The sequence below is a fragment of the Nonomuraea sp. NPDC049750 genome (assembly GCF_040659625.1).
Lineage (GTDB): Bacteria > Actinomycetota > Actinomycetes > Streptosporangiales > Streptosporangiaceae > Nonomuraea.
In genome coordinates, this window is the sequence record NZ_JBFANB010000011.1 from 224,469 (window position 1) to 250,055 (window position 25,587).

Annotated in this window: 23 protein-coding genes; 7 read left to right on the top strand and 16 right to left on the bottom strand. The window is 70.0% G+C overall.

Annotated features, from left to right (window positions below):
* Positions 1 to 15 precede the first annotated feature (15 nt).
* On the top strand, positions 16 to 252 hold the full coding sequence (locus AB0J16_RS28020) for an antitoxin (protein WP_358544751.1): 237 nt from the start codon (positions 16 to 18) through the stop codon (positions 250 to 252).
* A 63-nt stretch (positions 253 to 315) separates the two neighbouring features.
* Here AB0J16_RS28020 and AB0J16_RS28025 read toward each other — a convergent pair whose 3' ends face one another.
* Positions 316 to 2,481: a helicase-associated domain-containing protein gene (locus tag AB0J16_RS28025; RefSeq protein WP_358544753.1), complete on the bottom strand. Its 2,166-nt coding sequence runs from the start codon at positions 2,479 to 2,481 to the stop codon at positions 316 to 318.
* A 114-nt stretch (positions 2,482 to 2,595) separates the two neighbouring features.
* Between AB0J16_RS28025 and AB0J16_RS28030 the strand changes: the two genes are divergently transcribed.
* Positions 2,596 to 3,831, top strand: a complete 1,236-nt coding sequence (locus AB0J16_RS28030) for a PP2C family protein-serine/threonine phosphatase (protein WP_358544754.1) — start codon at positions 2,596 to 2,598, stop codon at positions 3,829 to 3,831.
* 68 nt (positions 3,832 to 3,899) lie between these two features.
* Complete coding sequence (locus AB0J16_RS28035) at positions 3,900 to 5,387, top strand: cobyric acid synthase (RefSeq protein WP_358544755.1); 1,488 nt, start codon at positions 3,900 to 3,902, stop codon at positions 5,385 to 5,387.
* Here AB0J16_RS28035 and AB0J16_RS28040 read toward each other — a convergent pair.
* Positions 5,374 to 6,390, bottom strand: coding sequence for a 1-acyl-sn-glycerol-3-phosphate acyltransferase (locus tag AB0J16_RS28040; protein ID WP_358544757.1), 1,017 nt, complete (start codon positions 6,388 to 6,390; stop codon positions 5,374 to 5,376). The genes AB0J16_RS28035 and AB0J16_RS28040 overlap by 14 nt on opposite strands.
* 25 nt (positions 6,391 to 6,415) lie before the next feature.
* Positions 6,416 to 7,228 carry a patatin-like phospholipase family protein gene (locus tag AB0J16_RS28045; protein ID WP_358544759.1) on the bottom strand — a complete coding sequence of 271 codons (813 nt, stop codon included), beginning with the start codon at positions 7,226 to 7,228 and terminating at the stop codon, positions 6,416 to 6,418.
* Positions 7,229 to 7,320: 92 nt separating this feature from the next.
* Here AB0J16_RS28045 and AB0J16_RS28050 point away from each other — a divergent pair, with 92 nt between their 5' ends.
* Positions 7,321 to 8,046 (top strand): DUF3592 domain-containing protein, encoded by a 726-nt coding sequence (locus tag AB0J16_RS28050; RefSeq protein ID WP_358544761.1) that lies wholly within the window; start codon positions 7,321 to 7,323, stop codon positions 8,044 to 8,046.
* A gap of 108 nt (positions 8,047 to 8,154) precedes the next feature.
* Here AB0J16_RS28050 and AB0J16_RS28055 read toward each other — a convergent pair whose 3' ends face one another.
* From AB0J16_RS28055 to AB0J16_RS28105, 11 genes are all read right to left on the bottom strand, one after another.
* Positions 8,155 to 8,766, bottom strand: coding sequence for a LysE family translocator (locus tag AB0J16_RS28055; RefSeq protein ID WP_358544763.1), 612 nt, complete (start codon positions 8,764 to 8,766; stop codon positions 8,155 to 8,157).
* A gap of 74 nt (positions 8,767 to 8,840) precedes the next feature.
* On the bottom strand, positions 8,841 to 9,788 hold the full coding sequence (locus tag AB0J16_RS28060) for a quinone oxidoreductase (RefSeq protein WP_358544765.1): 948 nt from the start codon (positions 9,786 to 9,788) through the stop codon (positions 8,841 to 8,843).
* A 61-nt stretch (positions 9,789 to 9,849) separates the two neighbouring features.
* Entirely contained in the window at positions 9,850 to 10,704 is an 855-nt protein-coding gene (locus AB0J16_RS28065) for a virginiamycin B lyase (protein ID WP_358544767.1), read from the bottom strand.
* Between the two features lie 6 nt (positions 10,705 to 10,710).
* The gene (locus tag AB0J16_RS28070; RefSeq protein WP_358544769.1) at positions 10,711 to 12,417 is read right to left on the bottom strand and encodes a serine/threonine-protein kinase; all 1,707 of its coding nucleotides are present in this window, start codon (positions 12,415 to 12,417) and stop codon (positions 10,711 to 10,713) included.
* Between the two features lie 49 nt (positions 12,418 to 12,466).
* Positions 12,467 to 13,003 carry an RloB family protein gene (locus AB0J16_RS28075; protein ID WP_358544771.1) on the bottom strand — a complete coding sequence of 179 codons (537 nt, stop codon included), beginning with the start codon at positions 13,001 to 13,003 and terminating at the stop codon, positions 12,467 to 12,469.
* 62 nt (positions 13,004 to 13,065) lie between these two features.
* Positions 13,066 to 14,319, bottom strand: a complete 1,254-nt coding sequence (locus tag AB0J16_RS28080; protein WP_358544773.1) for an ATP-binding protein — start codon at positions 14,317 to 14,319, stop codon at positions 13,066 to 13,068.
* Between the two features lie 67 nt (positions 14,320 to 14,386).
* Positions 14,387 to 15,001, bottom strand: coding sequence for an HAD family phosphatase (locus AB0J16_RS28085; RefSeq protein ID WP_358544775.1), 615 nt, complete (start codon positions 14,999 to 15,001; stop codon positions 14,387 to 14,389).
* Positions 15,002 to 15,062: 61 nt separating this feature from the next.
* On the bottom strand, positions 15,063 to 16,139 hold the full coding sequence (locus AB0J16_RS28090) for an ABC transporter ATP-binding protein (protein WP_358544777.1): 1,077 nt from the start codon (positions 16,137 to 16,139) through the stop codon (positions 15,063 to 15,065).
* Complete coding sequence (locus tag AB0J16_RS28095) at positions 16,136 to 16,987, bottom strand: ABC transporter permease subunit (RefSeq protein ID WP_358544779.1); 852 nt, start codon at positions 16,985 to 16,987, stop codon at positions 16,136 to 16,138. Before AB0J16_RS28095 ends, AB0J16_RS28090 begins: the two co-directional genes overlap by 4 nt.
* The gene (locus AB0J16_RS28100; protein WP_358544781.1) at positions 16,975 to 17,793 is read right to left on the bottom strand and encodes an ABC transporter permease; all 819 of its coding nucleotides are present in this window, start codon (positions 17,791 to 17,793) and stop codon (positions 16,975 to 16,977) included. The genes AB0J16_RS28095 and AB0J16_RS28100 overlap by 13 nt, the downstream gene beginning before the upstream one ends.
* Positions 17,790 to 18,830 (bottom strand): ABC transporter substrate-binding protein, encoded by a 1,041-nt coding sequence (locus AB0J16_RS28105; protein WP_358449491.1) that lies wholly within the window; start codon positions 18,828 to 18,830, stop codon positions 17,790 to 17,792. The genes AB0J16_RS28100 and AB0J16_RS28105 overlap by 4 nt, the downstream gene beginning before the upstream one ends.
* Positions 18,831 to 19,053: 223 nt before the next feature.
* Here AB0J16_RS28105 and AB0J16_RS28110 point away from each other — a divergent pair, with 223 nt between their 5' ends.
* The 3 genes from AB0J16_RS28110 (at position 19,054) to dnaE (ending at position 23,760) form a co-directional block, all read left to right on the top strand.
* Entirely contained in the window at positions 19,054 to 19,800 is a 747-nt protein-coding gene (locus AB0J16_RS28110) for a GntR family transcriptional regulator (RefSeq protein WP_358544782.1), read from the top strand.
* Between the two features lie 79 nt (positions 19,801 to 19,879).
* Positions 19,880 to 20,146: a DUF6504 family protein gene (locus tag AB0J16_RS28115; protein ID WP_357953631.1), complete on the top strand. Its 267-nt coding sequence runs from the start codon at positions 19,880 to 19,882 to the stop codon at positions 20,144 to 20,146.
* Positions 20,146 to 23,760 carry a DNA polymerase III subunit alpha gene (dnaE, locus tag AB0J16_RS28120; protein WP_358544881.1) on the top strand — a complete coding sequence of 1,205 codons (3,615 nt, stop codon included), beginning with the start codon at positions 20,146 to 20,148 and terminating at the stop codon, positions 23,758 to 23,760. Before AB0J16_RS28115 ends, dnaE begins: the two co-directional genes overlap by 1 nt.
* Positions 23,761 to 23,945: 185 nt before the next feature.
* Here the strand turns inward: dnaE and AB0J16_RS28125 are convergent, their stop codons facing one another.
* Positions 23,946 to 24,674 (bottom strand): DUF4328 domain-containing protein, encoded by a 729-nt coding sequence (locus tag AB0J16_RS28125; RefSeq protein ID WP_358544784.1) that lies wholly within the window; start codon positions 24,672 to 24,674, stop codon positions 23,946 to 23,948.
* A 63-nt stretch (positions 24,675 to 24,737) separates the two neighbouring features.
* Positions 24,738 to 25,388, bottom strand: coding sequence for a response regulator transcription factor (locus AB0J16_RS28130; protein ID WP_358183259.1), 651 nt, complete (start codon positions 25,386 to 25,388; stop codon positions 24,738 to 24,740).
* Between the last annotated feature and the right edge of the window lie 199 nt (positions 25,389 to 25,587).

Sequence of the window (25,587 nt, forward strand, 5' to 3'; positions counted from 1 at the left end):
AGGAGGGGAACACTTATGAGCCGCATCGGAGAATGGCTGAAGAAGGCCGAGGACCTGGCCAGAGGGCACTCCAAGCAGGCTGACCAGGTGCTGGATCGCGCCGAGCGGTTCGCCAAGGAGCGGACCGGCCACAAGTACGACGACCAGGTCGAAAAGGGCGCGGACACGGTCCGGCGCCGTTACGGAGGAGGCGAACCGCAGCCAGGTCAGCCGCCGACGCAGCCCGGTCAGCCGCAGCAGCCACCGGAGTAGCCCGGACTGACGACGACTTGCCGAAGCGCGAGCGGCCGGCGCGGCGTCCGCTGCCAGCGGGTCCTAACGACGCCTACGTGGATCAGGGGCGCGCCGCGTGGCGGGCTGTTCCACCAACGTGGCGCCCGTCTCCGCCTCCACGGCCGGGGCGTAGCCCGCCGCTCGCAGGGCGGTCACCGTCTCCCGCTCCGGGCTGGCGCTGATCAGTACGGTCGGGGCGATCAACCGCAGGCCGAGCGCGCGCAGCGGCTTGGCGTGGACGAGCTCGGCCAGCAGCGCCTCGTCGTCGGAGCGGATGCAGCAGCCGGATCGCACCACCCGCATCCGCCCATGGGTCCGTCCGACATCCTTGATCAGGTATTCCAGCGGCTGCGGCAGCTCGCCCTCCGCCACGGCCCGGAGCTGGTCGAGCAGGGTGTCCGGCTGGTGGCCGGAGTCGAGGGCGTGGCGTACCGAGGCGTGGCTGATGCGCCACACCACCGCGTGGCCTTCCGATTCGCGCACGCCGACCGCGTTGAGCAGGGCGGCCAGTTTCGCCTCAGGGGTGCCGCTCACCACGGCGGTCAGGTCGGTCTGGAAGCGGGCCGTGGTCCGGGGCGCGGGCAGTATTTCGGTCAGTACCGGGGCGAGCGCGGCGTCCGCGCTCTTCCATGCCTCGCCGGTACGGAGCAGGTCGAGGACGGTGTGGCCGAGCCGGGTCAAGGCGCCCTGGCCGGTGACGCCGAGAAGCGCGGCCTCGCGGAGCGTGGACTCGATGCGCTGGGCACCGGCCGGGCCCTGCGGAATCCGTGCGGGGCGGTGCCAGGTAGCCGCGGGCACCAGGTACGGCGGTGCGTCGGCCGCGCGCAGCGAAGGGGCGGCGCCCAGGGCCTCCAGCAGCGCGTAACGCAGGCTGACGGCGTCCGGGTCGTCCGTGCCGGCCAGGGCGACGGGTGTCTGGTCGGGGTCGGGCCACCAGAGCGGGATGTCACGGCACACGGTCCAGGCGGCGATGATCGGCACCAGCCGCTGGGCGGGAGTGCGCGACAGCCAGCGGTCATAGGCCGTGGTGGGCAGGACGACCTGGGTGGGCGGCGGCACCTTGGCGCGGCGGTTCGCGGGCGGCTCGGCAGGCTCGGCCAGGAGGCCCAGCAGGCCGGCGCGGAAGCAGAGCTCCAGCAGGAAACGGACGGTCTCCGGGTCGGCGATGTCCTTGGCCAGGCGTTTGGTGTCGCGCACCGCGACCCCGCCGGATTTGCGTACGGTGAGCGGCTGTTCGGCGCAGCCGGCGAGCAGCCGTTCGAGCTGCCAGGTGAGCGTGCCCAACGCCGCCGCGGCCGCGGGTTCGACGCCCTCGGCCCGTTCCAGGCCGTGCGGCTCGGGAGGGTAGGGGGTGAACGTCGCCCGCAGCTCGCCCCGGACGGCGATCGCGACCTCGGCCGGCAGCTCGGCTATGTGGGGCACGCCTGCCGGGAGCAGCAGCCCGCGCGCCGCCAGCCAGTCCGCGCCGGCGTGTCCCGAACCGCCGGCGAAGACGTACTTGTTGCTGCCGTACGACCCCGCCTGGTGGAAACAGTGGGCCTCGACCATGGGCCCCTCATACGTGAGCCGCGCCAGCAGCTCCGTGGCCGAGGCGGGTGCCTTGTCCAGCAGAGCGCGCAGGCGTACCGGATCCGTCAGGTACGCCACGACGTCGCGTTCGGCGGCTTCCCGGCTCGGCGCCTTGTCCAGCCCCAGCGCGGTGGCCAGCCGATGGACCTCGGGCGCGTTGAAATAGCGGGCGACGAGGTAGGCGACGGAGCGGCCCAGCCCCATGCCGTCCGCCAGGTTCCGGTGGATGTAGGGCGCCACCGAGCACTGCTCGCCATGGGGCGGCTGAAGCAGGGCCTGGTCGGCCAGCCGTGCCAGGGCGGCGTTCGCCTCCGCCCGCAGGTCCTGGTCCTGTCCCGCCAGGAGGGTCAGCAGCTCGGCCCGGGGAACCGGGCGTGGGTCGGGGGTGCGCCAGTAGTCGTCGGGGAAGGGGCCGTAGCGCTGGGTGGCCAGCCAGGCGATCGCGCGCAGGACCTGGAGCTCCGGGAGCGTGCAGAAGCCCACCAACCGGGAGACCACAAGATCCTGGTTGAGCAGATGGGCGTAGTCCTCCAGTGACGGCTCGCGACCGCGAACGCGCAGCGCGCCGCGATCGGCCACGAGCGCCAACTGCTCGGGAGCGCGCGAGGTGAGCCAGTCCATGAGGGCGTCGCGGGGCATGCCTGGCAGCGTAGTACGCAGTGGTCGTCAACTCTTCTCCGTCGCGGAGAAACCAGCAGGTCTAGGGGCTCTCATCGGGGTATGAAGCCTCAGGGAGACGTAGGAGGCGCGCCCATGCGAGGTGAGGGAGAGGCCATGCTGGGCGCCCTGCTGGACGCGAGCCACCTGGCCGCGATCGAGGACCTGCCGGCCCTGCTCGCCCTGCACGCCGAGCCGGCCGGGTTCTCCAACGCCACGATCTACGTGGTCGACCTGCAGCAGCAGTACCTCATCCCGCTGCCCGGCCAGCGCGACGCGGCGGGGGAGTCGCTGCAGGCGATCCGCATCGACTCCACGCTCGCCGGGCGGGCTTATCGCAATGTGGAGATCGTGCAGGCCAAGCACGCCGTCGAAGGGGAGCCGGAGCCGCCGCCCGACGAGGGCCGGCGGCGGCTGTGGGTGCCGCTGCTCGACGGCACCGAACGGATCGGCATGCTGGCGGTGACCGTCTCCGCCGGCGATGAGGCCGCCGATCCGCTGGTGAAGCAGCTGGCGGGCCTGGTCTCCCTGATGGTGATCAGCAAGCGCTCCATCAGCGACACCTACGCCTCGCTGGTGCGCGCGGAGTCGATGACCCTGTCGGCCGAGGTGCTGTGGAACCTGATGCCCAACAGCAGCTTCGCCAACGACAAGGTGGTGGTCAGCGCCGCCCTGGAGCCCGCCTACGACGTGGGCGGCGACGCGTTCGACTTCGCCATCGCCGGAGACACGCTGCACCTGTCGATGTTCGACGCCATGGGGCACGACACCTCCGCCGGGCTGACCGCGACGATCGCCGTCGGCGCCTGCCGTAACAACCGGCGGCGGGGGACCGGCCTGCTGGCGGCGAGCGAGGCCATCGACGAGGCGATCGCCGACCAGTTCGGTATGACCCGCTTCGCCACGGGCATCCTCGCCGACCTGAACCTCAAGACCGGCGAGCTGACCTGGGTCAATCGCGGGCACTATCCGCCGCTGGTGATCCGGCGGGGCCGCCGGGTGGCCATCCTGGAGACGGTGCCGTCGCCGCCGATGGGCTTCCGGCTGGGCCTGTCCGCCGGTCTGGAGCACTACCAGCTCGAACCCGGCGACCGCCTGCTCTTCTACACCGACGGCATCGTGGAGGCGCAGAGCCCGGAGGGGGAGATGTTCGGGCTTGAGCGGTTCACCGACTTCGTCGTGCGCCGCGAAACCGACGGGGTCTCGGCGCCGGAGACGCTGCGCCGGCTGATCCAGTCGATCCTCGCGCACCAGCACGGCCGCCTCCAGGACGACGCCACGGTGCTGAGCGTGGAGTGGCGCGGCGAGAAGGAGCACCGGCTCACGATGTGAGCGGCCTTGGCGCGTGATGTGAGCACGCGCCATGTGCGCAAAAGGAGCACCGCCCTACGATGTCAGCCATGAAGAGCGGAGCGCTGCTGGTGGCGGGCACCACGTCGGACGCGGGCAAGAGCGTCGTCACCGCCGGGATCTGCCGCTGGCTGGCCCGCAAGGGTGTCCGCGTGGCGCCGTTCAAGGCCCAGAACATGTCGCTGAACTCGTACGTCACCGCCGACGGCGCCGAGATCGGCCGGGCCCAGGCCGTGCAGGCGCGGGCCGCGGGCCTCGAACCCGTCGCCGACATGAACCCGATCCTGCTCAAGCCGGGCAGCGACCGCCGCAGCCAGGTGGTCCTCATGGGGCAGCCGGTGGCCGACGTCGACGCGATGGAGTACGGCCGGCTCAAGGACCTGCTCCGCGAGAGCGCGCTGGCCTCGCTCGACCGGCTGCGAAGCTCGTACGACGTGGTCATCTGCGAGGGCGCCGGCAGCCCCGCGGAGATCAACCTGCGCCGGGGTGACATCGCCAACATGGGCTTGGCCAGGGCGGCCAACCTGCCCGTGATCGTGGTGGGCGACATCGACCGCGGCGGCGTCTTCGCCGCCTTCTACGGCACGGTCGGCCTGCTGGACGCCGCCGACCAAGCCCTCATTTCCGGATTTGTCGTGAACAAGTTCCGAGGCGCTGCCGAGTTGCTCGAACCCGGCCTGGACCAGCTCAGAGACCTCACCGGCCGCCGCGTCTACGGTGTGCTGCCCTGGCTGGACGGCCTCTGGATGGACGTCGAGGACTCCCTGGCCCTCGGCAGCCGCTCGATCGCCCCACAGCGGCCCCACGGCGCCCAGACGCTCCGCGTGGCGGTGGTCAAGCTGCCGCGGATCTCCAACTTCACCGACCTCGACGCCCTGGCCGCCGAGCCGGGGGTGCTCGTCCGGTTCGTGACCGACCCGGCGGAGCTCGACGACGCCGACCTGGTGGTCCTGCCCGGCTCGCGCGCGACGGTCGACGATCTGGCCTGGCTCCGCGACACGGGACTGGCCGCCGCCGTCCAGCGGCGGACCGGGCCCGTCCTCGGCATCTGCGGCGGCTACCAGATGCTCGCCCGCGAGATCCACGACGACGTCGAGTCGGGCGCCGGCCGGGTCGACGGCCTGGGCCTGCTTCCGATCCGGGTCCGGTTCGCCGCGGGCAAGACGCTCGGCCGCCCGGCCGGTCACGCCTACGGGCATCCGGTGAGCGCGTACGAGATCCACCACGGCGTCGCGACCGTCGAGGGCGGCGAGCCGTTCCTCGACGGCTGCCGCGTGGCCGACGTGTGGGGCACCACCTGGCACGGCGCGCTGGAGAACGACGGCTTCCGCCGCGCCTTCCTCACCGAGGTGGCCGAGCGGGCCGGGCGCGCCTTCGTCCCGGCGCCGGACACCGACTTCGCCCTGCTGCGCGAGAGCCGCCTGGACGCGCTCGGCGACCTGGTCGAGCAGCACCTCGACACGGACGCCCTGCTCGACCTCATCGAGAACGGCCCGCCCGCCGTGCCGCCGCTGCCGCCGGGGGCTAGCGCAGGGTGAGCCGCTGGGCGCTGATCCAGTCGTCGATGAGCTCCCACTGGTCGTACAGCCAGCGGATCCGCGCCTCGCGCGCCGCGGGGATCCGCGAGGCGGGCACCCGCCACCACTTGGCGGTGATGTGCGCGCTGACCGGCAGTTTGTGCCACACGTCGCCGATCGTGACGAGGTCGTCCAGGCCGGTGTGCGCGACGAAGATGACGTCGGCCGCCGGGCAGGACTCGATGGCCGCGATGGCGCCGCCGGGGCGGGGCGGCAGCAGGTGGTCCATGCCACGGGCCCGCGACGCCTCCTCTTTCAGCCCTTTCTCCTCCAGCCGCCGGATCGCCAGCCGGCGGCGGCGCGGGGTGAAGTTGCCGCCCTCAGGGAAGATCACCAGGGCGTCGTTCTCGTCCATGGGCGCGGACAGCCGCCTGATCTCTTCGATGATGCCGCTGTCGGCGGTGCGGCGGGGCACGAAGGCGTTCGGCAGCCGGTTGATCACCACGTCCAGCGACGGGTCGAACTGCAGCGCGGCCTTCATCACGATCCGGGGCCGCCGGCCGTACAGGGAGAGCAGATGGTAGATCAGCAGGAAGGAGTCGCCGGGACCCGCGTGACGGGCCAGGACGATCACCGGGCGGGTCAGGCGGGCGGCCTGCTCCTCTTCGGTGCGCGGCGGTTCGTGGATGTCGACGGTGAGCCGGAAGATCCGTACGGCGGCGCCGTACACCTTGGTCAGGAACCACTTGATCAGCGCGTAGTGCCGCTCCTGATCCCGGTCGCGGCCGAACGCCCCAGCCACCCAGAGTCCGAGGCAGGCGATGAGCACCGCCGACTCCAGCGTCAGCCAGGCCACCCCGAACCAGACGAAGCGCAGCCCACGGCGCTGCGGCGGCGGGAGCCGCAGTGAGGCGGCGAACGTCACCCCGACCCACACCGGCAACGTGATGAGCACGACCACGGTCACCACGATGACCAGGGGGGCGAGGATGAGCCGTCGCAGGATGCGTGGGGGCAACAACAACGTCGGCCTCCAGGATGTCAGGTCTTCATCGTCCTCCTGTCCTCAGGTATCGGGAAGATGCGTGATAGGCGCGTTCGATGTAGTGGGAGATCTGTGACAGGTCGCGGTAGCGCAGGTTCGACAGCGGCCGCGCCACTCCGGCGGGCAGCACGTGCACCTCGACGTCGGGCGGCAGCGTGGCCATCTCCTCGGCGAACCGGTGCCTGCGCGCGATCTCGAACGCCACCATGCCCACCTCCCAGGGCCGCCGCGGCACGGTGAGCGGGCGCTCGATCCGCCCGACGTGCAGGACGTAGACGCGCTTGGCCCCCAGTTGCACGGCCCGGCCGACGGGGATGCTGTGCACCAGGCCGCCGTCGAAGAAGTGCTCACCGCCGATGGACACGGGCGGCAGCAGACCGGGCACCGCGCACGAGGCCAGCACGGCGTCGACCAGCGGCCCCTGGTCGAACCAGTGGGCGGTGGCCCGCTCCACCGAGGCCGCCACGCACTGGAAAGGCACCGCCAGGTCCTCGATCTCTGAAACCGGCAGCATCTCGCTCAACAACGCTCGAAGCGGCCCGATCGGGTGCAGATGGGTGCCGGTCTTCGCCAAGGTGGACAGCCGGGTGACCCACGAACCGGCGAACGCCGTACGGACCACATCGGATCGCCACAGTGACGACAGCCGCTGCACCGCGCGGCCGGGATCGGCGGCCAGCAGCACGCCGTTCAGGGCGCCGACGGACGTGCCGACCACGAGGTCGGGCACGATGCCCTCTTCGTCGAGTGCCTGGAGCATGCCCACTTCGTGCGCGCCGAGCACGCCGCCGCCACCGAGCACGAACGCCGTCTGCACAGCAGCACGTTACCGGGATCCGGAAGTGAAACGGCCGGTGGTGCCACTGGAACCTGGCTCAACAGGTGTTCCGCGTTGGGCAGACTCGTCCCATGCGGCGTGAACGGCTCTTCACCATCATCGGCGGGATCTTCGCTCTGATCGGGCTGGTGCTGCTCTGTGTCGGCATCGCGCTGGCCGCCTCTACGGCAAGCTTCCTGGCCTCGGCCCAGCGGACCGACGGCACCGTGGTCGCGATGACCGCACGGACCACCACGACACGCGGTTCCGACGGTCATACCCGCAGGAGCACGTCGTGGTACCCGACCGTGGAGTTCAGCGTCGACGGCAGGAGGCACTCGTTTCGGAGTTCCACTGGCAGCAACCCGCCGTCCTACGAGGAAGGCGAGAATGTTCCCGTCGCCTATGACCCGGGCAACCCGTCCGACGCACGCATCGCGTCGTTCTGGTCAGCGTTCCTCGCCCCGCTGATCGTCGGGGGGCTGGGCGTGGTGTTCGCGCCGATCGGTGCGGTGTTGTTCGTCAAGGGACGACGGATGGCTCGGCTGCGAGCCTGGCTATGGAAGCAGGGCCGGCAGGTGTGGGCGGAGATCGAGCGTGTTGGACGCGACTTCACCGTGCGGGTGAACAACCGGCATCCCTATGTCGTCCATGCGACGTGGCGGGATGAGCAGACGGGCCGGACGCACACCGCGGTCAGTGACTATCTCCGCCATGATCCAGGCCCCCGGCTCCAGGGCCGGACCCGCGCGCGCGTGCTGTACGACCCGGCCAACCCGGATCGCAACCTGGTCGACCTGGACACGCCTCCGTCGTGAGGCCCCGAAGCCGCCGTACGACACTGACCGGTCTCCCGACAGGGCATAGCCGCGTTCGGTCGCGTTCTTCCTGAGTGACGGCCAGCCCACGGACGGCCGGCTCGATGCCTAGTTGTCCAGAGCCAGACGGAGGCCGAAGGCGACGATCACGATGCCCGTCACGCGGTCCAGCAGCCGCCTTACGGCCGGGGTACGCAGGGCGCCGCTCATGAGGGCGGCGAAGCCGACCAGCACGGTGCTCCACACGAGGCCTTCGGCCACGTGCACCCCAGCCAGCAGCAGCCCCATGGCCGCGTGCGGGGCGTCCGCCGGGATGAACTGCGGCAGCATCGCCACGTAAAAAGCGCCTACCTTGGGATTCAGCAGGTTCGTGAACAGGCCGCGCCGGAAACCGGAGCCGAAGCCGGTCTCCGGCGAGCCTTCCTGCGTGCTCGCCTTGGTCACGAGCATGCGGATCCCCATCCACACCAGGTACGCGGCGCCCGCCCAGCGCAGGACGTCGTAGGCCAGTTGGGAGGCGGCCAGGAGCGTGGACAGGCCCACCGCGGTCAGCAGGCCCCAGGAGAGGGTGCCCAGCTGGATGCCCAGCACGACGCCCCAGGCCGGGCGCCTACCGGACAGCAGTGACGTACGCAGGATGAGCGCCGTGTCGAGGCCCGGCGTGATGGTCAGGAGGGCGACCACTGCGGCGAATGACCAAATGGAGGGGGCGATGTCCATGTTCGGCAGCGTAGTTCACACCCCTCGTACGTCGGGAGGCGGCCATGCGCGCGCCACCTCCCGACGCTTAAAGCTCAGGGGATCAGGAGCAGCTTGCCCGTCGTACGGCGGGCGGCAAGGTCCTCGTGCGCACGGCCCGCCTCGGACAGCGGATAGCGCTGCGAGATATTGATCTTCAGCTGCCCGTCGGCGATCCACCCGAACAGGTCGGAGGCGCGCCACAGCAGCTCCTCCCGCTCGGCGATGTAGTTGACCAGCGTCGGCCTGGTCAGGAAGAGCGAGCCCTCCTTGTTGAGCCGCTGCGGATCGACCGGCGGCACGGGCCCGCTGGCCGCCCCGTACAGCGCCATGAGCCCGCGCGGCCGCAGCGCCGCCAGCCCGCCGTCGAACGTGGCCGCCCCGACGCCGTCGTAGACCACGTCCACCTGATCGCGCAGCACGTCGACGAAGTCGTCGTAGCGCAGCACCTCGTCGGCTCCGGCCGCGCGGGCCACCTTCTCCTTCTCCTCGCTGGAGACGGTGGTGTGCACGGTCGCGCCCCTGAGCTTGGCGAGCTGGATGAGCAGTTGGCCCATGCCGCCGGCGCCGGCGTGTACGAGGACGCTGTCGCCCGGCTTCACCTCGTACGTGGAGTGCGTGAGGTAGTGGGCCGTCATGCCCTGCAGCATCGCCGCGGCGGCCACCTCGGCCGGAACGCCGGCGGGCACGGGCACCACCCGGTCGGCCGGGACCACGGCCTTCTCGGCGTAACTGCCGAGCACGCTGGCCCAGGCCACGGTGTCGCCGACGGACACGTCCGACACATCAGGGCCTACGGCGGAGACGACACCCGCCCCCTCCGACCCGATCGAGCTGGGCAGATTGAGCGGATAAGCCCCGGAGCGGTGGTAGATGTCGATGAAGTTGACGCCGCTGGCCGCGACGTCGACCACGATCTCCCCGTCACCTGGCTCCGGGTCGGGACGCTCTACGTACTCGAGGACCTCTGGGCCGCCCTGGGCGGTGATGACTATGGCACGCATGCCCCTAGTCAACCTCTTGTCCGCACCCTCGATTCCACCTTCCGACAGAACCTTGGGTGTTTCACTCGATCTTGGCCAGTGCGCCCGCCTCCAGCGCGACCCAGATCGCGCCGTCGGGGCCCACCGTGAGCCCGTGCGGCTCGGCCTGGACGCCGCGCGAGGGCAGTTCGTACTCCTTGAGGTCGCCCTCGGTCGTGATGCGGCCCACGCGGTCGGCGGCCCATTCGGTGAACCAGAGGGCGCCGTCCGCCCCGGCGATGATGGCGTGCGGCCGGCAGGCCCGATCCGGCAACGGATATTCAGTAATTTTTCCGGAAAGGTCCACGCGGCCGATCTGGCCCGCGCCGATCTCCACGAACCACAGTGCCCCATCGGGACCCGCGGTGATGCCCACCGGCGCGGCCCCCTCCGTCGGCAGCTCGTGGATCGTCACCGCGCCCGACAGCGCGATGCGGCCGATGGCGTTGCCCTGATTGAGGGCGAACCAGAGGGCGTCGTCCGGCCCGGCGGTGATGGCCGCGGGCATGCCGCCCATCACCGGGATCTCGAACTCGGTCCGTGTTCCGTCCGCCGCGATCCGCCCGATCTTGTCGGCCCCCATCCGCGTGAACCACATGGCCCCGTCCGGCCCGGCGGCGATCCCGTAGGCGCCCTCCGCCTCGAACGACGTCACCTGACCCGACCCGGTGATCCGCCCCACCCGGCCGCCCTGGAACTCGGTGAACCACATCGCCCCGTCGGCTCCCGGCACGATGACCGTCGGCCCGCCGTCCGCCGGGTGGAGCTGGTGGATCACGGGTTCCGCACCCGGCACCAGCCTGCCGACCCGGCCCTGGTGCACGAGCGTGAACCAGAGCGCGCCGTCAGGGCCGGTGGCGATGCCGTACGGCGCGCCGTCAGAGATCTCGATCAGCATGTGTGGTCAGGGTTCCTTTCTCCCACGTAGCTCGAAGTCGTCGAAGGTGGTCTTGAGCACCGACGTCGCGTCCTTGGACGTGCGCGCGAACAGGCCCACATAGCCGTTGCCGATGCCGTTGGGGTCGTCGACCTGGAGGACTTTCTCGCCGTCCACCCACATGGTCAAACGCACTGAGCTGCCGTCCTGCTCGCAGGAGGCCTCGATCCTGGCCTTCCGGTCCTTCTGCAGCCCGTCCACCTGCACCGGCTGGGCCAGCGTGCCGCCCGAGCCGTCGGAGATGCGCCGGATACGGGCCATGCCGGAGGTGTTCAGGGCGAACTCGTAGTAGGTGCCGTCGGCGCTGTTGTGGCAGAAGACGCCGTACTCGCCGGTGCCCACGGACCGCTTCACCTGGGCCGTCACGCCGACCACCACCGTGTGGGGCAGCATCGGCGTGGGCGTGGCCGACGGGCTGGGCGCCGGGGTGGGCGTGGCGATCAGGAAGGGCGCGGGGGCCTTCACCAGGTGCTCTTCGTCGTCGTCGGCCACGTCGAGCCCGTACACGCCGTCGGTGCGGTAGCCGTAGCTGTACTCGTCGGTCGGATCGTAGGTGCCGTCCCAGCCGCCACCGGTCTGCGTGAAGTCCTCCCGGTACAGGACGGAGAGCTGCGGCGGCCCACTGTCCCGGAGCGTCGCCCAGGCCGTGACACCCCCGGCGACCAGCACCGCCACGGCCGCTGCTATCCCCCCGACCATGACCCGGCTGTTCCAGCGCTTTCTGCCCGGCTGCTCCTGCTCCGCGGTGAACGCCGTGGTCCCGTGCTGCCAGGCCACCTGAGCGGTTTGGGCGGCCAGCTCAGGTCGTACTCCCTGGACGGCCTGCTCAGGATGTCCCGCCTGGACGGCCTGGAGAGTTTGGATGCCTTGCTCCGGGGCGACCGAACGCCCCACGAGATGGTCGAGCAACTGCTGCGCGGTCGGCCGCGCGGCCGGATCCTTTCGCAGCGCCGCCCTGACCAGCTCCCGCAGCCCCGGCTCGACCGCGTCGAGCGCCGGCTCGGTGTTGAGCACCTGGTAGACGGTCGCGGGCAGCGTGTCGCCGCCGAACGCCGCCTTCCCGCTCGCCGCGTACACGATCAGCGAGCCCCACGAGAACACGTCACACGCCGGCGAGACCGGCTCACCACGCAGCACCTCGGGCGCCATGTACCGGGGCGTGCCGATGAGCTCGCCGGTCCCGGTGACCCCGCCCAGCGTGTCGAGGGCCCGCGCGATGCCGAAGTCGATCACCCGCGGCCCGACGGGGGACAGCAGCACGTTCGACGGCTTGAGATCGCGGTGCACGACCCCCGCCCCATGGATCGCGGTGAGCGCGGTGGCCACACTGACCGCCAGCGCGTCGAGGCTGGACCCCTTGAGCGGCCCCGACTGCCGGACGGCCTCCTCCAGATTGGGTCCGGGCACGTACTCGGTGACGACGTAGAGCTGATCACCGTCGAGCGCCGCCTCGAGCACCGCGGCCGTACAGAACCTGCGCACCCGCTGCGCGGCATCGGCCTCCCGGCGGAACCGCATCCGGAACTGCTCGTGCTGGCTGAGCTCCGGGTTGATCACCTTGATGGCGACCCGCTGCCCGGCGGCATCTTCGGCCAGGTGGACAGTACCCATCCCGCCTCGGCCCAGCACGCTCAGCAACCTGTAGCGCCCGATCTGGGGGGATTCACCGCTCACGGCGGGCAAGCTTACCGACTTCTGCCTGATTGGCGGATGACCTCGACTATCAACCAAGCATTGGTGGACGGGTTACGTCCCTTGCGGTTGGGCGCGCAATGATCGGGATCAGCGCGCTGGGCGCGATCACGCGCGACCTCATGGTTCGCGAACGGGAACGCGCGGCCCAGATGTTTGTCATAGTCCCTGATGTGTTTCTGAGCTTCCGCCTGATCGACTCGGGGTCGCAGGCGGCGGCGCACTCCTCGAAGTGATAGAGAACCCACAGCTCGAAGCAGGGGAGGGAGATCGCCAGGTTGATCCCTGCTTTGCGTGCCGCGATCAGAGCCTGGTCGAGCGTCTTGTGGTCGTCGACGTCCACAACGCACCAGACTTCGTCGTAGGCGATGTTGGCATCCCGCTGGGCGCGGGCTTCCTTCTCCTTCTTGTCGCGTTCGCGGATCGTGTAGTCGACGAGAGAGCCTGGATCGCGACCCAGCCCGATCACCTTGCAGCTGCGGATGTCGACGGGGAGGGAGCGGAAATAGTCGCGGATCCCTTCGAAGTACTCGACCTCGGTGACCTGGCCCTCGCAGACGACGAGCACGCGTTTTTTCGGTGATCGTCGGCCGGTGGGGCGGTCAAGGCGCGGGGGGCTACGCCTGGGACTCATAGCGTCTCGTCTGGTCCCTTCGTGAAGACCTCCCGGATGCTGTCGAAGTTGATGTAGGGCACGGCTCCGTAGCGGCCCTGCAAATAACCCCGCTCGATGTTCTCGTCGCGCCGAGGGTGGAATTCCGCTAGAGAGTAGAGGCTGGTCGCGCCGGATGAGTCCTTCTCGGTGAACCAGACCTCGTCCCTGTCGATGACCTCTTCTTCCAACATTGAGCCGAGGAGCGTGGTGTCATGCGAGGCGAAGACAAGTTGCGCTCCCATCCTGTTGATCACCGGATCTTTAAAGATGCGGATGAGCGTGGAACTCAGTAGCGGGTGGAGGTGAGAGTCGATCTCATCTGCCACCAGCACCCCACCTGACGTGATCGCGGCGAGAGAATGCCCGAGAAGCGACAGCCAGACCCGTGTGCCAGCGCTCTCTTCGCTCAGTTTCAGCACGGCCCCGGATGTCCGGCGGAGTCGGATGCCCGTCTGCGAACCGGGCACCCCCTGCCCGATGCCGGCCGGCCACGGAGGGATCTCTTCTCGCATCGGATCTTCATTGATGATCTCGGCTGTTTCGACTCCGAGGTCCGCGATCCTCACCAGGCGGTTGATGATGAACGCCGCAGATTCATCCCACAGCAGCTCTTCGACCAAAAAGAGTCGTGACGTTTCATCGTGATCGCCGTGCTGCGCGAAAAAGATGCTGCCTCTGATGCGTTTATACAGCGTGGTCAGAAGAGGATGGTTGTTGGCCGCCGCAGCGGAGAGGTAGAGAGAGTTCGGGCGGGTCAGCTTCAGAATCCTCTGGGTCTCACCGATGAGGCTACGGCCGAACGTGACGCTTGTCGGGCCGGTGCGGTCGAACAGCTTCTTCGTTCTCCCCTTGGGAAAGGTGTTCAGCCATTCGCCAAGGATCTGCCTGTCGTCGACCTCGAAGCCGTATGAGTATCGGGTTCCCTCGTGTAGAAAGTCCAGTTCGTAGAAGGAAGGGGAGCTCGACTCCCCGCTGGGGAGCCTGAAGGGATCGCGAGGCACGCCCTTGGACGGGCTCCACAACTGGTGGGAGTCGGAGATGGCGAACTGCATCCACTTCAAGGCGGACAGGACGTTCGATTTCCCTGAGGCGTTCGCCCCATAGATCCCCGCCACCCGGACGGTCGACAACTCCTTCGGCCGCTCACCACGACGCGGCACCGAGACGAGGGACAGCGTCTGCTCGTCACGGATGGACCGATGATTGGCGACCCTGAACCGCAGCAGCATGGCGCCCCCTACCTGAATCTGCTCCAAGCTTACACTTTCAATCCTGGCTGGGAAGGAAACCGCCGTATCACGGCTTGAAATCGCACAGCGAGCGCAGATCTGGAAGGCCACGTCGAGAGTCGACCGTCATGACACGGCACCCGGCGGCTATGGCGGCGGCGATGCCGGGCGGGCTGTCCTCGATCGCGACGCAGCGACGAGGCTCCACGCCGAGCCGCCTGGCCGCCTCCAGGTACGGGTCCGGGTGGGGTTTGCCGCGTGGCGTGTCCTCGAAGGCCATCACCAGGTCGAAGTGGTGGTCGAGACGGGGGAGGACGAGGTCGACGATGCTTCGGGGAGAGGCGCTGACCAGGGCGGTGGGGATGGCCTCCGCGTGGAGTTCGGCGAGCAGGGCCAAGGCGCCGGGGATCACCGTCACGCCGCTGCCGACGCGTGTGGCGAAGGCGTCGGTGAGGCGCTGGGTGATCTTCTCCGTGTCGGGACGCGGGGTGGCGGCGGTGAGCAGATGGGCCGCCACATCCTCGGCGGTGCGGCCCAGAACCTGGGGAATGTCGGCGGGGCCCAGTTCGACGCCCAGGGTCCGGGCCACCGTGGCCGTGGCCTGCCACCAGAGGCCCTCGGTGTCTACTAGCGTGCCGTCCATGTCGAAAAGGACGGCCTGCGGCGCCTCCGACGATGCCACTTCCGACAGTGCTGCTCCCGGTGACGGTGTCCCTAAAGGCGGCGCCTTCGGTGACGGCGGCTCAGACGGCATCGGCCGGTTCCGAGGCGGGGGAGGGGACCGTGACCGTTCTCTCGGCCACCAGTACGGGACGCTCCACCAGGCGGACCGTCACCCGGGTGCCGGGTGCCAGGCTCACCGCCTCGTGACCAGGTACGTCGGCCAGCACCTCACCCCCCGACAGCGCCACCCGGAGCCGGACCGAGGCGCCGCGGAAGGAGGCGGCGAGCACCTCCGCCTTACCCTCCGGATCGGGGGTCACCCGTACGGCCTCGGGGCGGATCAGTACGTCCACCTCCAGGATGCCGGGGGGCTCGCCGTCCACCGGCAGCAGTTGGCCCAGCACCGTCACCTGGTCGCCCGAGACGTGTCCGGCCAGGTGGTTCATGGTGCCGACGAACTCGGCCACGAACGGGGTGGCCGGGCGGTCGTAGACCTCGGCGGGCGGCCCGCACTGTTCCAGGCGGCCGTTGCGCAGGACCGCGACCCGGTCGGCGATCGACAGCGCCTCCTCCTGGTCGTGGGTGACGAAGATGGTGGTGATGCCGAGGTCGAGCTGGAGGCGGCGGATCTCCTCGCGCAGCGAGACCCGTACCTTGGCGTCGAGCGCCGACAGCGGCTCGTCGAGCAGCAGCACCCGCGGCTCCAGCGCCAGCGCGCGGGCCAGGGCGACGCGCTGCTGCTGGCCGCCGGAGAGCTGGTGCGGGAAGCGGTCGGCGTGGGCGGGGAGGCCGACGAGTTCGAGGAGTTCGTCCGCCTTGGCGCGCCTGGTGGCCACGGGCACCTTGCGTACCCGCAGGCCGAAGGCGACGTTGTCGCGGGCGTTGAGGTTGGGGAAGAGGGAGTAGGACTGGAAGACCATGCCCGCGTCGCGCTTGTTGGCGGGCACGTCGGTGATGTCCGAGCCGTCGACGAGCACGGCGCCGGAGTCGGGCCGTTCGAACCCGGCCACGCATCGCAGCGCCGTCGTCTTGCCGCAGCCGGAGGGACCCAGCAGCGCGACGAACTCGCCCGGCGCGATCGTCAGGTCGAGGCCGTCCAGCGCCACCGTCTTGCCGAACACCCGCCGCAGCCCCCGGAACTCCACCTGAGCCGTCATTTCCGCTCCTTTCCCGAGAACGCGGTGGACACCGCGAGCAGCAGCAGCCAGATGAGCAGCAGGCTGAGGATGGACACCGCGACCGACACCTGGCCCTTGGACCCGGAGATCGTCACGATCCACACCGCGAACGGCTGGTAGCCCAGCAGCCTGGCCACGGTGAACTCGCCCAGCACCAGGGCGAGCGTCAGGAACGACGCGCTGGCCAGGGCCGAGCGCAGGTTCGGGATGATCACCCGGAACAGCACGTGCGGCCACGACGCGCCCAGGTTGCGGGCCGCCTCGACGAGCGTGCGCACGTCCATGGTGCGCAGCCCGGCGTCGAGCGAGCGGTAGACGAAGGGCAGCACGAGCACCACGTACGCGAGCACGAGCACGACGGGGAACGCCGGGTTCTGCACCGCGATCAGCGTGGCCCAGAACGGCGTCGGAGCGAGCACGTCCGTGCCGGTACGCAGCGACGTGGTGAGCCCCGCCACGAACGTGATCGGCGGCACCACCAGCGGCAGCGTGCAGAGCACCTCCATCACGGGACGCAGCCGCGGCGCGCTGAGCCGTACGGCCAGCATCGCCGGCAGGGTGAGCAACAGGGCCAGCACGATCGTCGCGATGGCCAGCGACATGGACAGCAGCAGCGACGACCCGAAACCCTCGGCTGTCAGCAGCTCCCCGTAGGCCGCGAAGGACACCCCGGTCGTGGGCGTGTAGATCGTGTACCAGAGCGAGGCCCCGAGCGGAATCAGGAAGTACGCGCCGGCCAGCAGGAACACCGCCCCGCGCCACAACCTGGGCCGGGACGGCGCGCGCGGCGCAGCGGTCACCGGCTCCAGCCCGGTCAGCGCAGCCATCGGGTGCTCCTCTTCTGCAGCGGCAGGTAGATCGCCATGACCAGCCCGGCCACCACGATCATGTCGAGGCTGAGCGCGAGCGCGATGTTCTCGTAGCCGATCAGCACGTCACCCGTGAGCGCGCTGGCGATCTTCAGGGTCACCAGCGGCACCACGGTCCCGACCATGGCGTTGGCCGTCGCGAAGGCCGCGAACGCGCTGCCGAACAGCAGCACCACCCCGCCGAGCATGGCCGGCGTGAGCACCGGCAGCCCGACGAAGCGCCAGAACTGCCAGGCCGTCGCGCCGTTGTTGGCCGCCGCCTCGCGCCACTGCGGCCGCAGCCCGTCCAGCGCGGGCGCCATGACCAGCACCATCAGCGGGATCGCGAAGTACAGGTAGACGATCGCCAGTCCCCAGAAGGTGTACAGCGCGCCGGACGGCAGCCCGAGCAGCCCGCTGATCACGCCGGAGTTGCCGAGCGTGGCGATCCAGAAGAAGGCCAGCGGCACGCCGCCGAAGTTGGCCAGCACGCCGGAGGCCGTCAGCACCGCCTCGCGCAGCAGGGCGAACCGGGAGGTCACCACGGCCTGGGCGAGGAACGTGCCGAGCACCGCCCCGGCCAGCGCCACCACGGCCGAGAGCTGGACGCTGCCGGCCATCGCGGTGAGGTAGCCGCCCTGGAGGCTCTGGCCGATGTTGGCCAGGCTCGGCCGGCCGTTCGCGGTGAACGCTCCCGCCACCAGCGCGATGGCGGGGATGCCGAAGACCAGCGCGAAGAAGACCAGCAGGGGCAGCGCGCCGAGCCACCCCTTGGCGCGGGTCATCCCGAGACAGCGGCGTCCCAGCCGCCGGCCAGCTTGGCCTTGGCCGCGTCCACCTGCTCGGGGGTGGGGAACGTGGGCGTGCCCTCGACCTTGGGCAGCGCGTCGGCGGCGGCCTTGTCGACCGAGCCGTCGGTGGTCATGGACGGCAGGAGCACCGGCCTGGCGAAGCCCTTGAGGTAGAGGTTCTGGCCCTCGGCGCTGTAGAGGTATTCCTGCCAGAGGCGGGCGGCGGCCGGGTGGGGCGCGTCCTTGTTGACGGCCTGGGCGTACATCTGGAAGTACTTGCCGTCCGAGGGGACGTTCACCTTCCAGTCGAGGCCCTTGGCGGACATCTCGGGCGCGTAGGCGGCGTTGTTGTAGTCCCAGTCGATACTGATCTGGGTCTCGCCCTTCTCGATCGTCGCCGGGGTGGTCTCGACCGGGTTGTAGTTGCCGGCCGCCTTCAGCTTCTTGAAGAACTCCAGGCCCGGCTGGATGTCGTCGAACGAGCCGCCGTTGGCGATCGACGCGGCGTAGACGCCGGCGAAGGCCGAGCCGGACTTGGTCGGGTTGCCGTTCATCGCGACCTTGCCCTTGTACTCGGGCTTGAGCAGGTCGGCGAAGCTCGTCGGGCAGGCGCTGATCTTCTTGGCGTCGCAGCCGATCGACACGTAGCCGCCGTAGTCGTTGGTCCAGAGCCCGGTCGGCTCCTTCTGCCCCTCGGGGATCTTGTCGAACGCCTGCACCTTGTAGGGCGCGAACAGGCCCTCCTTGGCGCCGCTGATCGCGAACGACTGGCCGAGGTCGAGCACGTCGGGCGCGCGGTCCTGGCCCTTGCGGGTCTTCACCGCGGTGATCTCGTCGGCGCTGGCCGCGTCGGGGTCCTCGCTCTCGATCTTGATCCCGTACTTGGCGGTGAACCCCTTGATGATCTCGCCGTAGTTGGCCCAGTCGGGCGGCAGCGCGATGACGTGGAGGTTGCCCTCCTTCTTCGCCGCCTCGACGAGTTTGTCCAGGCCACCGAAATCTGCGGCGGAGGTGGCGGTCTTCGCGTTCACCCCGCCCTCTGACGCCTTGGTCTCCTGTGTGCCAGGGGCGGCGCCACATGCCGCCGTGGCTACGGTAAGGGCTGCGATGACGCCTGCCGCGCGAGTACGAGGTGTGAACACGTTGGCTCCACTCTCCGGGGGGTGTGGAAAGAAGTTAGAGGAACTTGTACAAACAAGCCAGCACAAGTAAGTCCCATGAAGATTGCTCTTTCATGAATGCGAAAGGTCGCGGATGGTTGCGCGTTATGAACGGATCGCCGGTGAGCTGCGGGACGACATACTCACCGGCGTACATCCGATCGGCTCGCAGCTGCCCACGGAGGCGGAGCTGGCCGCGCGCTACCGCGCCGCCCGCGGCACCGTACGCCAGGCGGTCGCGGTGCTGGTCGCCGAGGGGATCGTCGGCTCCCGGCAGGGGGCCAGACGCATCGTGCTGGGCAAGGTGCGCAGCCAGAGCTTCGCCGAGCTGCACAGCTTCGCGCAGTGGGCGCGCGCCAACGGTTACCGCTACGGCGGCCAGGTGATCGCCCAGAAGCGCCGGGCGGCCGGCCCCGCCGAGGCCGCCAGGCTCGGCACCGAGGAGGTGCTCGACGTGCTCCGGCTGCGCACACTGGAGGGCGAGCCCGTCCTGGTCGAGCGCACGGTGTACGCGGGATGGGTGGCCGCTGCCGTAGAAGGGCTCGCGCCCGGCTGCGAGTCGGTCACCGAGGCGCTGTACGACTCGATCGGGCTGGTCTTCGCCTACGGTGAGCACCTCATCGACGCCGTCTCCGCGGGCGTCCAGGACGCCGCTCTGCTGGGTGTACGGCGCGGCAGCCCGCTGCTTCGCCAGCGCCGCATCACCACCACGCACGAGGGTAGGCCGGTGGAGTGGTCGGACGACCGCTATCGGGCGGGCAGCGTGGTCTTCAGCATCCGCAACTCGATCGACGCCAACCCTCTGGTGCGGCAGGCCGGCGACTTGCGTTTCGGGGCCTAAGAACATATGTTCGAGACATAAGCGCCCGCCTTCCCCCGGGTGGCTCAGCATAGGCACCAGAGCCGCGGGGAGAAGCATCTTGAGCAGACTCTATGGCGATCCGATAGAGGTGTGGACCCGGGACGGGCAGCCGACCCAGTTCGTCTGGCGCGATCGCCTCTATCTCGTCCGCCGGGTCCTCGACCAGTGGGTGGTGGCCCGCGAGTGGTGGAAGATCGACGAGAACGATCCCGGTGAACGGCAGTTCTGGCGGGTGGAGGCCAGCCCGGGGCGCGAGCTCGGATCCTACGAGTTGCGGTTCGACACCGCCAGTGGCGGGTGGCTGCTCCTGCGGGCGTGGGACTGATGGCGCCGCCGTTCCCGCACCTGAACGTGAGCTCCGCCTACTCGATGCGCTACGGCACCGCCTTTCCGCAGGCGCTGGTACGCCGGGCGGCCGAGGACGGGATGGACATCCTCGCGCTGACCGACCGCGACGGTCTCTATGGCGCGATCAAGCACGCTCAGGCGTGCGCGGAGGCCCGGATCGCCTCGGTTTTCGGGGTCAACTTCGCGCTGGCGGGTTCCGCGGCCCGCCCAAGCCCGAGGAGCGGGCCGGGAAGCTGGGAGCGGGCCGGCGCCGGGCCGGGCGGCCGGGGGCGGGTCAGGACCGGGCCGGGGGCTCAGGATCGGGTCACGGTGCTGGCCAGGGCGGGCGGCTGGTCCTCGTTGGTGCGCCTGGTCACGGCCGCCCACTACGCGGGCGAGCGCGGCGCGCCCGAGGTGACGCGCGACCTGATCGCCTCCGTGGCAGGGGGCGGGCTGACGGTGCTGCTCGGGCCGCGTTCCGACGTGGGTCGCGCCGTGGCCGAGCGGCGTGACGAGCACGCCAGGGCGCTGCTCGACCTGTGGCTGGCCACCGTGCCGGGCGTGGTGATCGAGCTGGTCGACCAGTACGGCTTCCGCGACGCCACCACCGCCGTCCGGATGCTCGCCCTGGCCGAGTCCCGGGGCGTGCCGGCCGTGCTCACCAACGCCGTCAGATACCTGGACCCCGCCGACCACCAGGTGGGCGACGTGCTCGACGCGGCGCGGCAGCTCGTACCGCTGCACCCGCGCCACCTGGAGCGCACCACCTCGCACGCCTACCTCAAGGGCACCAAGGAGATGTGGCAGGTGGCGGCCAAGATCTGCGGGGCCGACCCCGACCGGATCGGCCGTCTCCTGCACGCCACCCGCACGCTGGCCGAGGCGTGCGCGATCAACCCGGTCGACCTGCTCGCGCTGAAGCACGACCCGCCGAACCTGCACCTGCCCGAGGTCGGCCGCGATCCGGTGCCGCTGCTGCGGCACCGCGTCGAGGACGGGCTGAGCTCGCGCGGGCTGGATCGCTCCGCCGATGCCAGGGACCGCCTGCGGGCCGAGATGGACATCATCGAGCGGAAACGTCTGTCCGGATATTTCATAGCCGTGGCGGGCATCACTGACATGATCCGTGGCATGGGCATCCGCTGCGCGATCCGCGGCTCGGGAGCGGGCAGCCTGGTCAACTACCTCATCGGCATCGGTGAGGTGAACCCGCTCGAACACGGCCTGCTCATGGAGCGCTTCCTGTCCGACGGCCGCATCGGGCTGCCCGACATCGACGTGGACGTGGAGTCCGCGCGCCGGCTCGACTGCTACAAGGCCATCTTCGACAGGTACGGCGAGTCGCGGGTGGCCTGCGTCTCGATGATGGAGACCTACCGGGCGCGCAGCGCGATCCGGGACGTGGCGGGGGCCATGGGGCTGCCGCCGTACGAGATCGACGCGATCGCCAAGGCGTTCCCGCACATCAGGGCCAAGCAGATCACCGCGTCGCTGAACGACCTGCCCGAGCTGCGCGACAGCCGGCTCGGCGAGGCCGGGCTGGAGCGGGTGTTCCGGCTGGCGGAGCGGCTCGACGGGCTGCCCAGGCACATCGCGCTGCACCCGTGCGGGGTGCTCATCGGCAACGCGGAGCTGCGGGACAGGACGCCGGTGGAACGGAGCCTGCTGGAGTTCCCGATGTCGCAGTTCGACAAGGACGACGTGGAGGAGGCCGGGCTGCTCAAGCTCGACGTGCTCGGCGTACGGATGCAGTCGGCGATGGCCTACACGCTGAGCGAGATCCAGCGGGTGGACGACGTCGTGGTCGAGCTCGACACGCAGCACGGCTCGGAGCCCGGTGTCGAGTACGTACCCCACGACGACCAGGCCACCTACGACATGATCTGCGCCAGCCGTACGCTCGGCTGCTTCCAGATCGAGTCGCCCGGCCAGCGCGAGCTGGTCGCCAAGCTGGAGCCGCGCAAGATGCACGACCTGATCGTGGACATCTCGCTGTTCCGGCCGGGACCGGTCAACTCCGACATGGTCACCCCCTACCTGGAGGCCAGACATGGGTGGCGCAAGCCGCACTATCCGCACGAGCGGCTGCGCGGCGCGCTGAAGGAGACGCACGGCGTCGTGGTCTTCCACGAGCAGGTACTCAAGATCATCGAGGTGATGACGGGCCGCGACCTGTCCTTCGCCGAGTCGCTGCGGCGCACGCTGGCCTCGCCGGAGGGGCGCGAGCGGGTGCGCAAGCACTTCGTGCCGCTGGCCAGGTCCAACGGGTTCGGCGACGCGGCCGTGGACAAGGCGTGGAAGGTGCTGGACGCGTTCGGCGCGTTCGGGTTCTGCAAGGCGCACGCGGCGGCGTTCGCGCTGCCCACCTACCAGTCGGCCTGGCTCAAGCGGCACCACGCGGCCGCGTTCTTCGCCGGGGTGCTCACGCATGAGCCCGGCATGTACCCGCAACGCGTGATCATCGACGAGGCGCGGCAGTGCGGGGTCGAGATCCTGCCGCTCGACGTGAACAGGTCCGGCAAGGACTGGCGCGTGGAGCGGCTCGGCCCGCGGGTGCGGCTCAGGATCGAGCCGGGTGACTTCCGGGCCGGGGAGATCGGGAAGGGCTACGCGCTGCGGGTGCCGTTCTCCGCGATCAAGGGGGTGAGCGAGGCGGAGGTGGGACGCATGGTGGCCGGCCAGCCGTACACGTCGATCGCCGACTTCTGGGACCGCGCCCGCCCGTCGCGGCCGGTCATCGAGCGGATCGTCCAGGTGGGCGGCCTCGACGACCTGCACGACCTGCATCCGGGCGGGGCGCGCTGGCGGCCGGGGCGGCTGACCCGCCGCGACCTGATCGCCCAGGTCGGCGTCCTTGAACGGGCCTCCACGTCGGGCGTCAAGTCGTCCGCCACGAAGTCCAAGCGCTACACCCCGCCCGCCGCTCGTCCTGTTCCCAGGCACGAGGAAGCGGCGGTGCAGCTCCCGCTGGGCTTCGCCGAGCACATCGCGCCCGGCGAACTGCCCGAGATGACCGAGACCGAGATGGTGGAGGCCGAGCTGGAGATCCTGGGCATCGACATCAGCCGCCACGTCATCAGCTTCCACGACGAACTGCTCGACGCGATCGGGGTGGTGCGCTCCAAGGACCTGCTGACCCAGCGCAACGGGGCCGAGGTGCTGGTCGCCGGGGTCAAGGTGGCCACCCAGACGCCCGCCGTACGCTCGGGGCAGCGCGTCATCTTCACCACGCTGGACGACTCGACGGGGCCGATCGACCTGACGTTCTTCGAGTCGGTGCAGGGGCGGTGCGCGGCGACGGTGTTCGGGTCGTGGCTGATGGTGGCGCGGGGCGTGGTCCGGCGCACGGGGACGCGGGCGATCTCGATGCGCGCGGTGGACTGCTGGAACCTGGTCGACCTCGACGCCTTGTGGCGATCGAGCGGGATCGAGGCGGTCAGAGCGCTGCTCGACCAGGCTCCCGAGGACGCGGGTGGGGTCGGCGGGCGCCGCATCGAGTACGCCAACGGCTTCCGCCTGTCTCCGTACGCGGACCTGGGGCCGGTGGTCGCGCCGCCCACCCGCCGCCTCTGGCACGCCAGCCAGGGGAGTTCAGGTCCTAGTGCGGCGTGATCCTTGCTAGTGCGACGTGATTTTCCACCATTTCTTTTTTTACGGCACAGCCGCCCCCACCGCCACCCGCCGACCGTGGCCAGGGGCCTCCAGGAAGACGCCCGCTGACCGGCACGTGGCAGGCCGCCGTTACGGCGTCTTCTCAGCCGTCTCCGGGGTCATGGCTGGGCATGAGGCTCCGGCTGTCAACCCGTCTGTTCGAGCGGGGCGGTGGATTCGGGGGGCGGCTGGGGGAGCCGGGTGACCGTGCCCGCGTTGCGGAGGCGGCCCCGGCCCCGGGCGCTGGACATGGAGCACTGGATGCGGGTGATGTCGCGGACCGTGGCCGCGCACAGCAGGGCGGACACCGTCGCGCAGGCCAGCTCCGGAAGGCCGATGCCCGTCAGGTCGCCCGACGAGGAGCCGAGCGGGAGGCGGACGGTCACCAGGGCGAGCATGGCGAGCCAGGTCAGCCACCAGGCGGCCAGCAGAGCGAGCCAGCGGGGCCGCTGGTCCTTGGGCGGGCGGGCGCCGCGCCACACCTGGTCCAGCAGGAGCGGCGGCGCGATCAGGTTGACGCCGGGGATCAGCCAGGCGGCGGCCACCGGACCCGTGGGGGCCGAGCGATCATTGGCCTGCCGGGCCCGGATGAGCCAGGTGACGTAGGCCGCGGCGGCGGCGATCGCCGTGCCCGCGACCAGCATCATCAGCACGGCGAACACCGTCACGGCCCCGACCACCGCCTGGGCGTCGGCGCCGTGCGGACGGCCGCCGAACGCCGCGAGCTGGGTGGCGAGGCGACGGCCACGAGCCTGTTCGAAGATCACGAGAGCGCCCAGGGAGAGGACCTGTGCGGCAAGGGTCACGTAGACGACAGAAGCGGCCCTAGTGGGCGGTGCCTGGGCGTAGCGCACGTTGTTCTCCCCCCGGGCCATGCGCTGAGGTTCTGCTTCACTTCTATCCCGCCAGGCTCCTTGTTAATCAGCTGGACACATTTATCATCCAACGACACCGGATTCCCACGCCCAAGCTGCGATTCCCACCCGATTACGGACACGGAGCTTCCGTTGAATGCTCCCAAGATGGGTCTTAACCGTCGAAAGTGAGACAAACAGCTCGCCGGCCACTTCCTGGTTCGTCCGGCCCCGCGCCACCAGCCGTACGACGTCCAGCTCGCGGTCGGTCAGCGGATCGTTCAGCGGGACGGGGACGCGGACCTTGGGCTGGGCCAGGTGCTGCAGCAGCCGTACCGTCACCGAAGGCGACACCAGCGAGTCACCGCTCGCCGCCGCCTTGACCGCCTCGATCAGCAGGGTGGGCCCGCTGTCCTTGAGCAGGAACCCGAGGGCTCCGGCCCGCAGCGCGCCGTAGACGTACTCGTCCAGGTCGAAGGTGGTGACGATGACGACCCGCATGGGATTCTCGACACCGGGGCCGGCCAGGGCGCGGGTCACCTCGATGCCGTCCAGCTTGGGCATCCGGATGTCGAGCAGGCAGACGTCCGGCCTGAGCCGCCGCGCCTCGGACACCGCCTCCGCGCCGTCGGCGACCGCCGCTACGACCTCCATGTCCGGTTGCGCATCCAAAATCATCTGAAATCCGGTACGTACAAGCTGTTGATCGTCGGCGATGAGCACGCGAATAGTCACGCCCACAACTCTAGGATCAGCCGACGTCGCCAACTCTGGGATCAGCTCACGCTCGGCGACCCTGGGATCAGCTCGCGCTGCCAACCCTGGGATCAGCTCGCGCTGCCAACCCTGGGATCAGCTCGCGCTGCCAACCCTGGGATCAGCTCGCGCTGCCAACCCAGGGGCCGGCCCGCGTCGGCGACTCCAGGATCAGCCG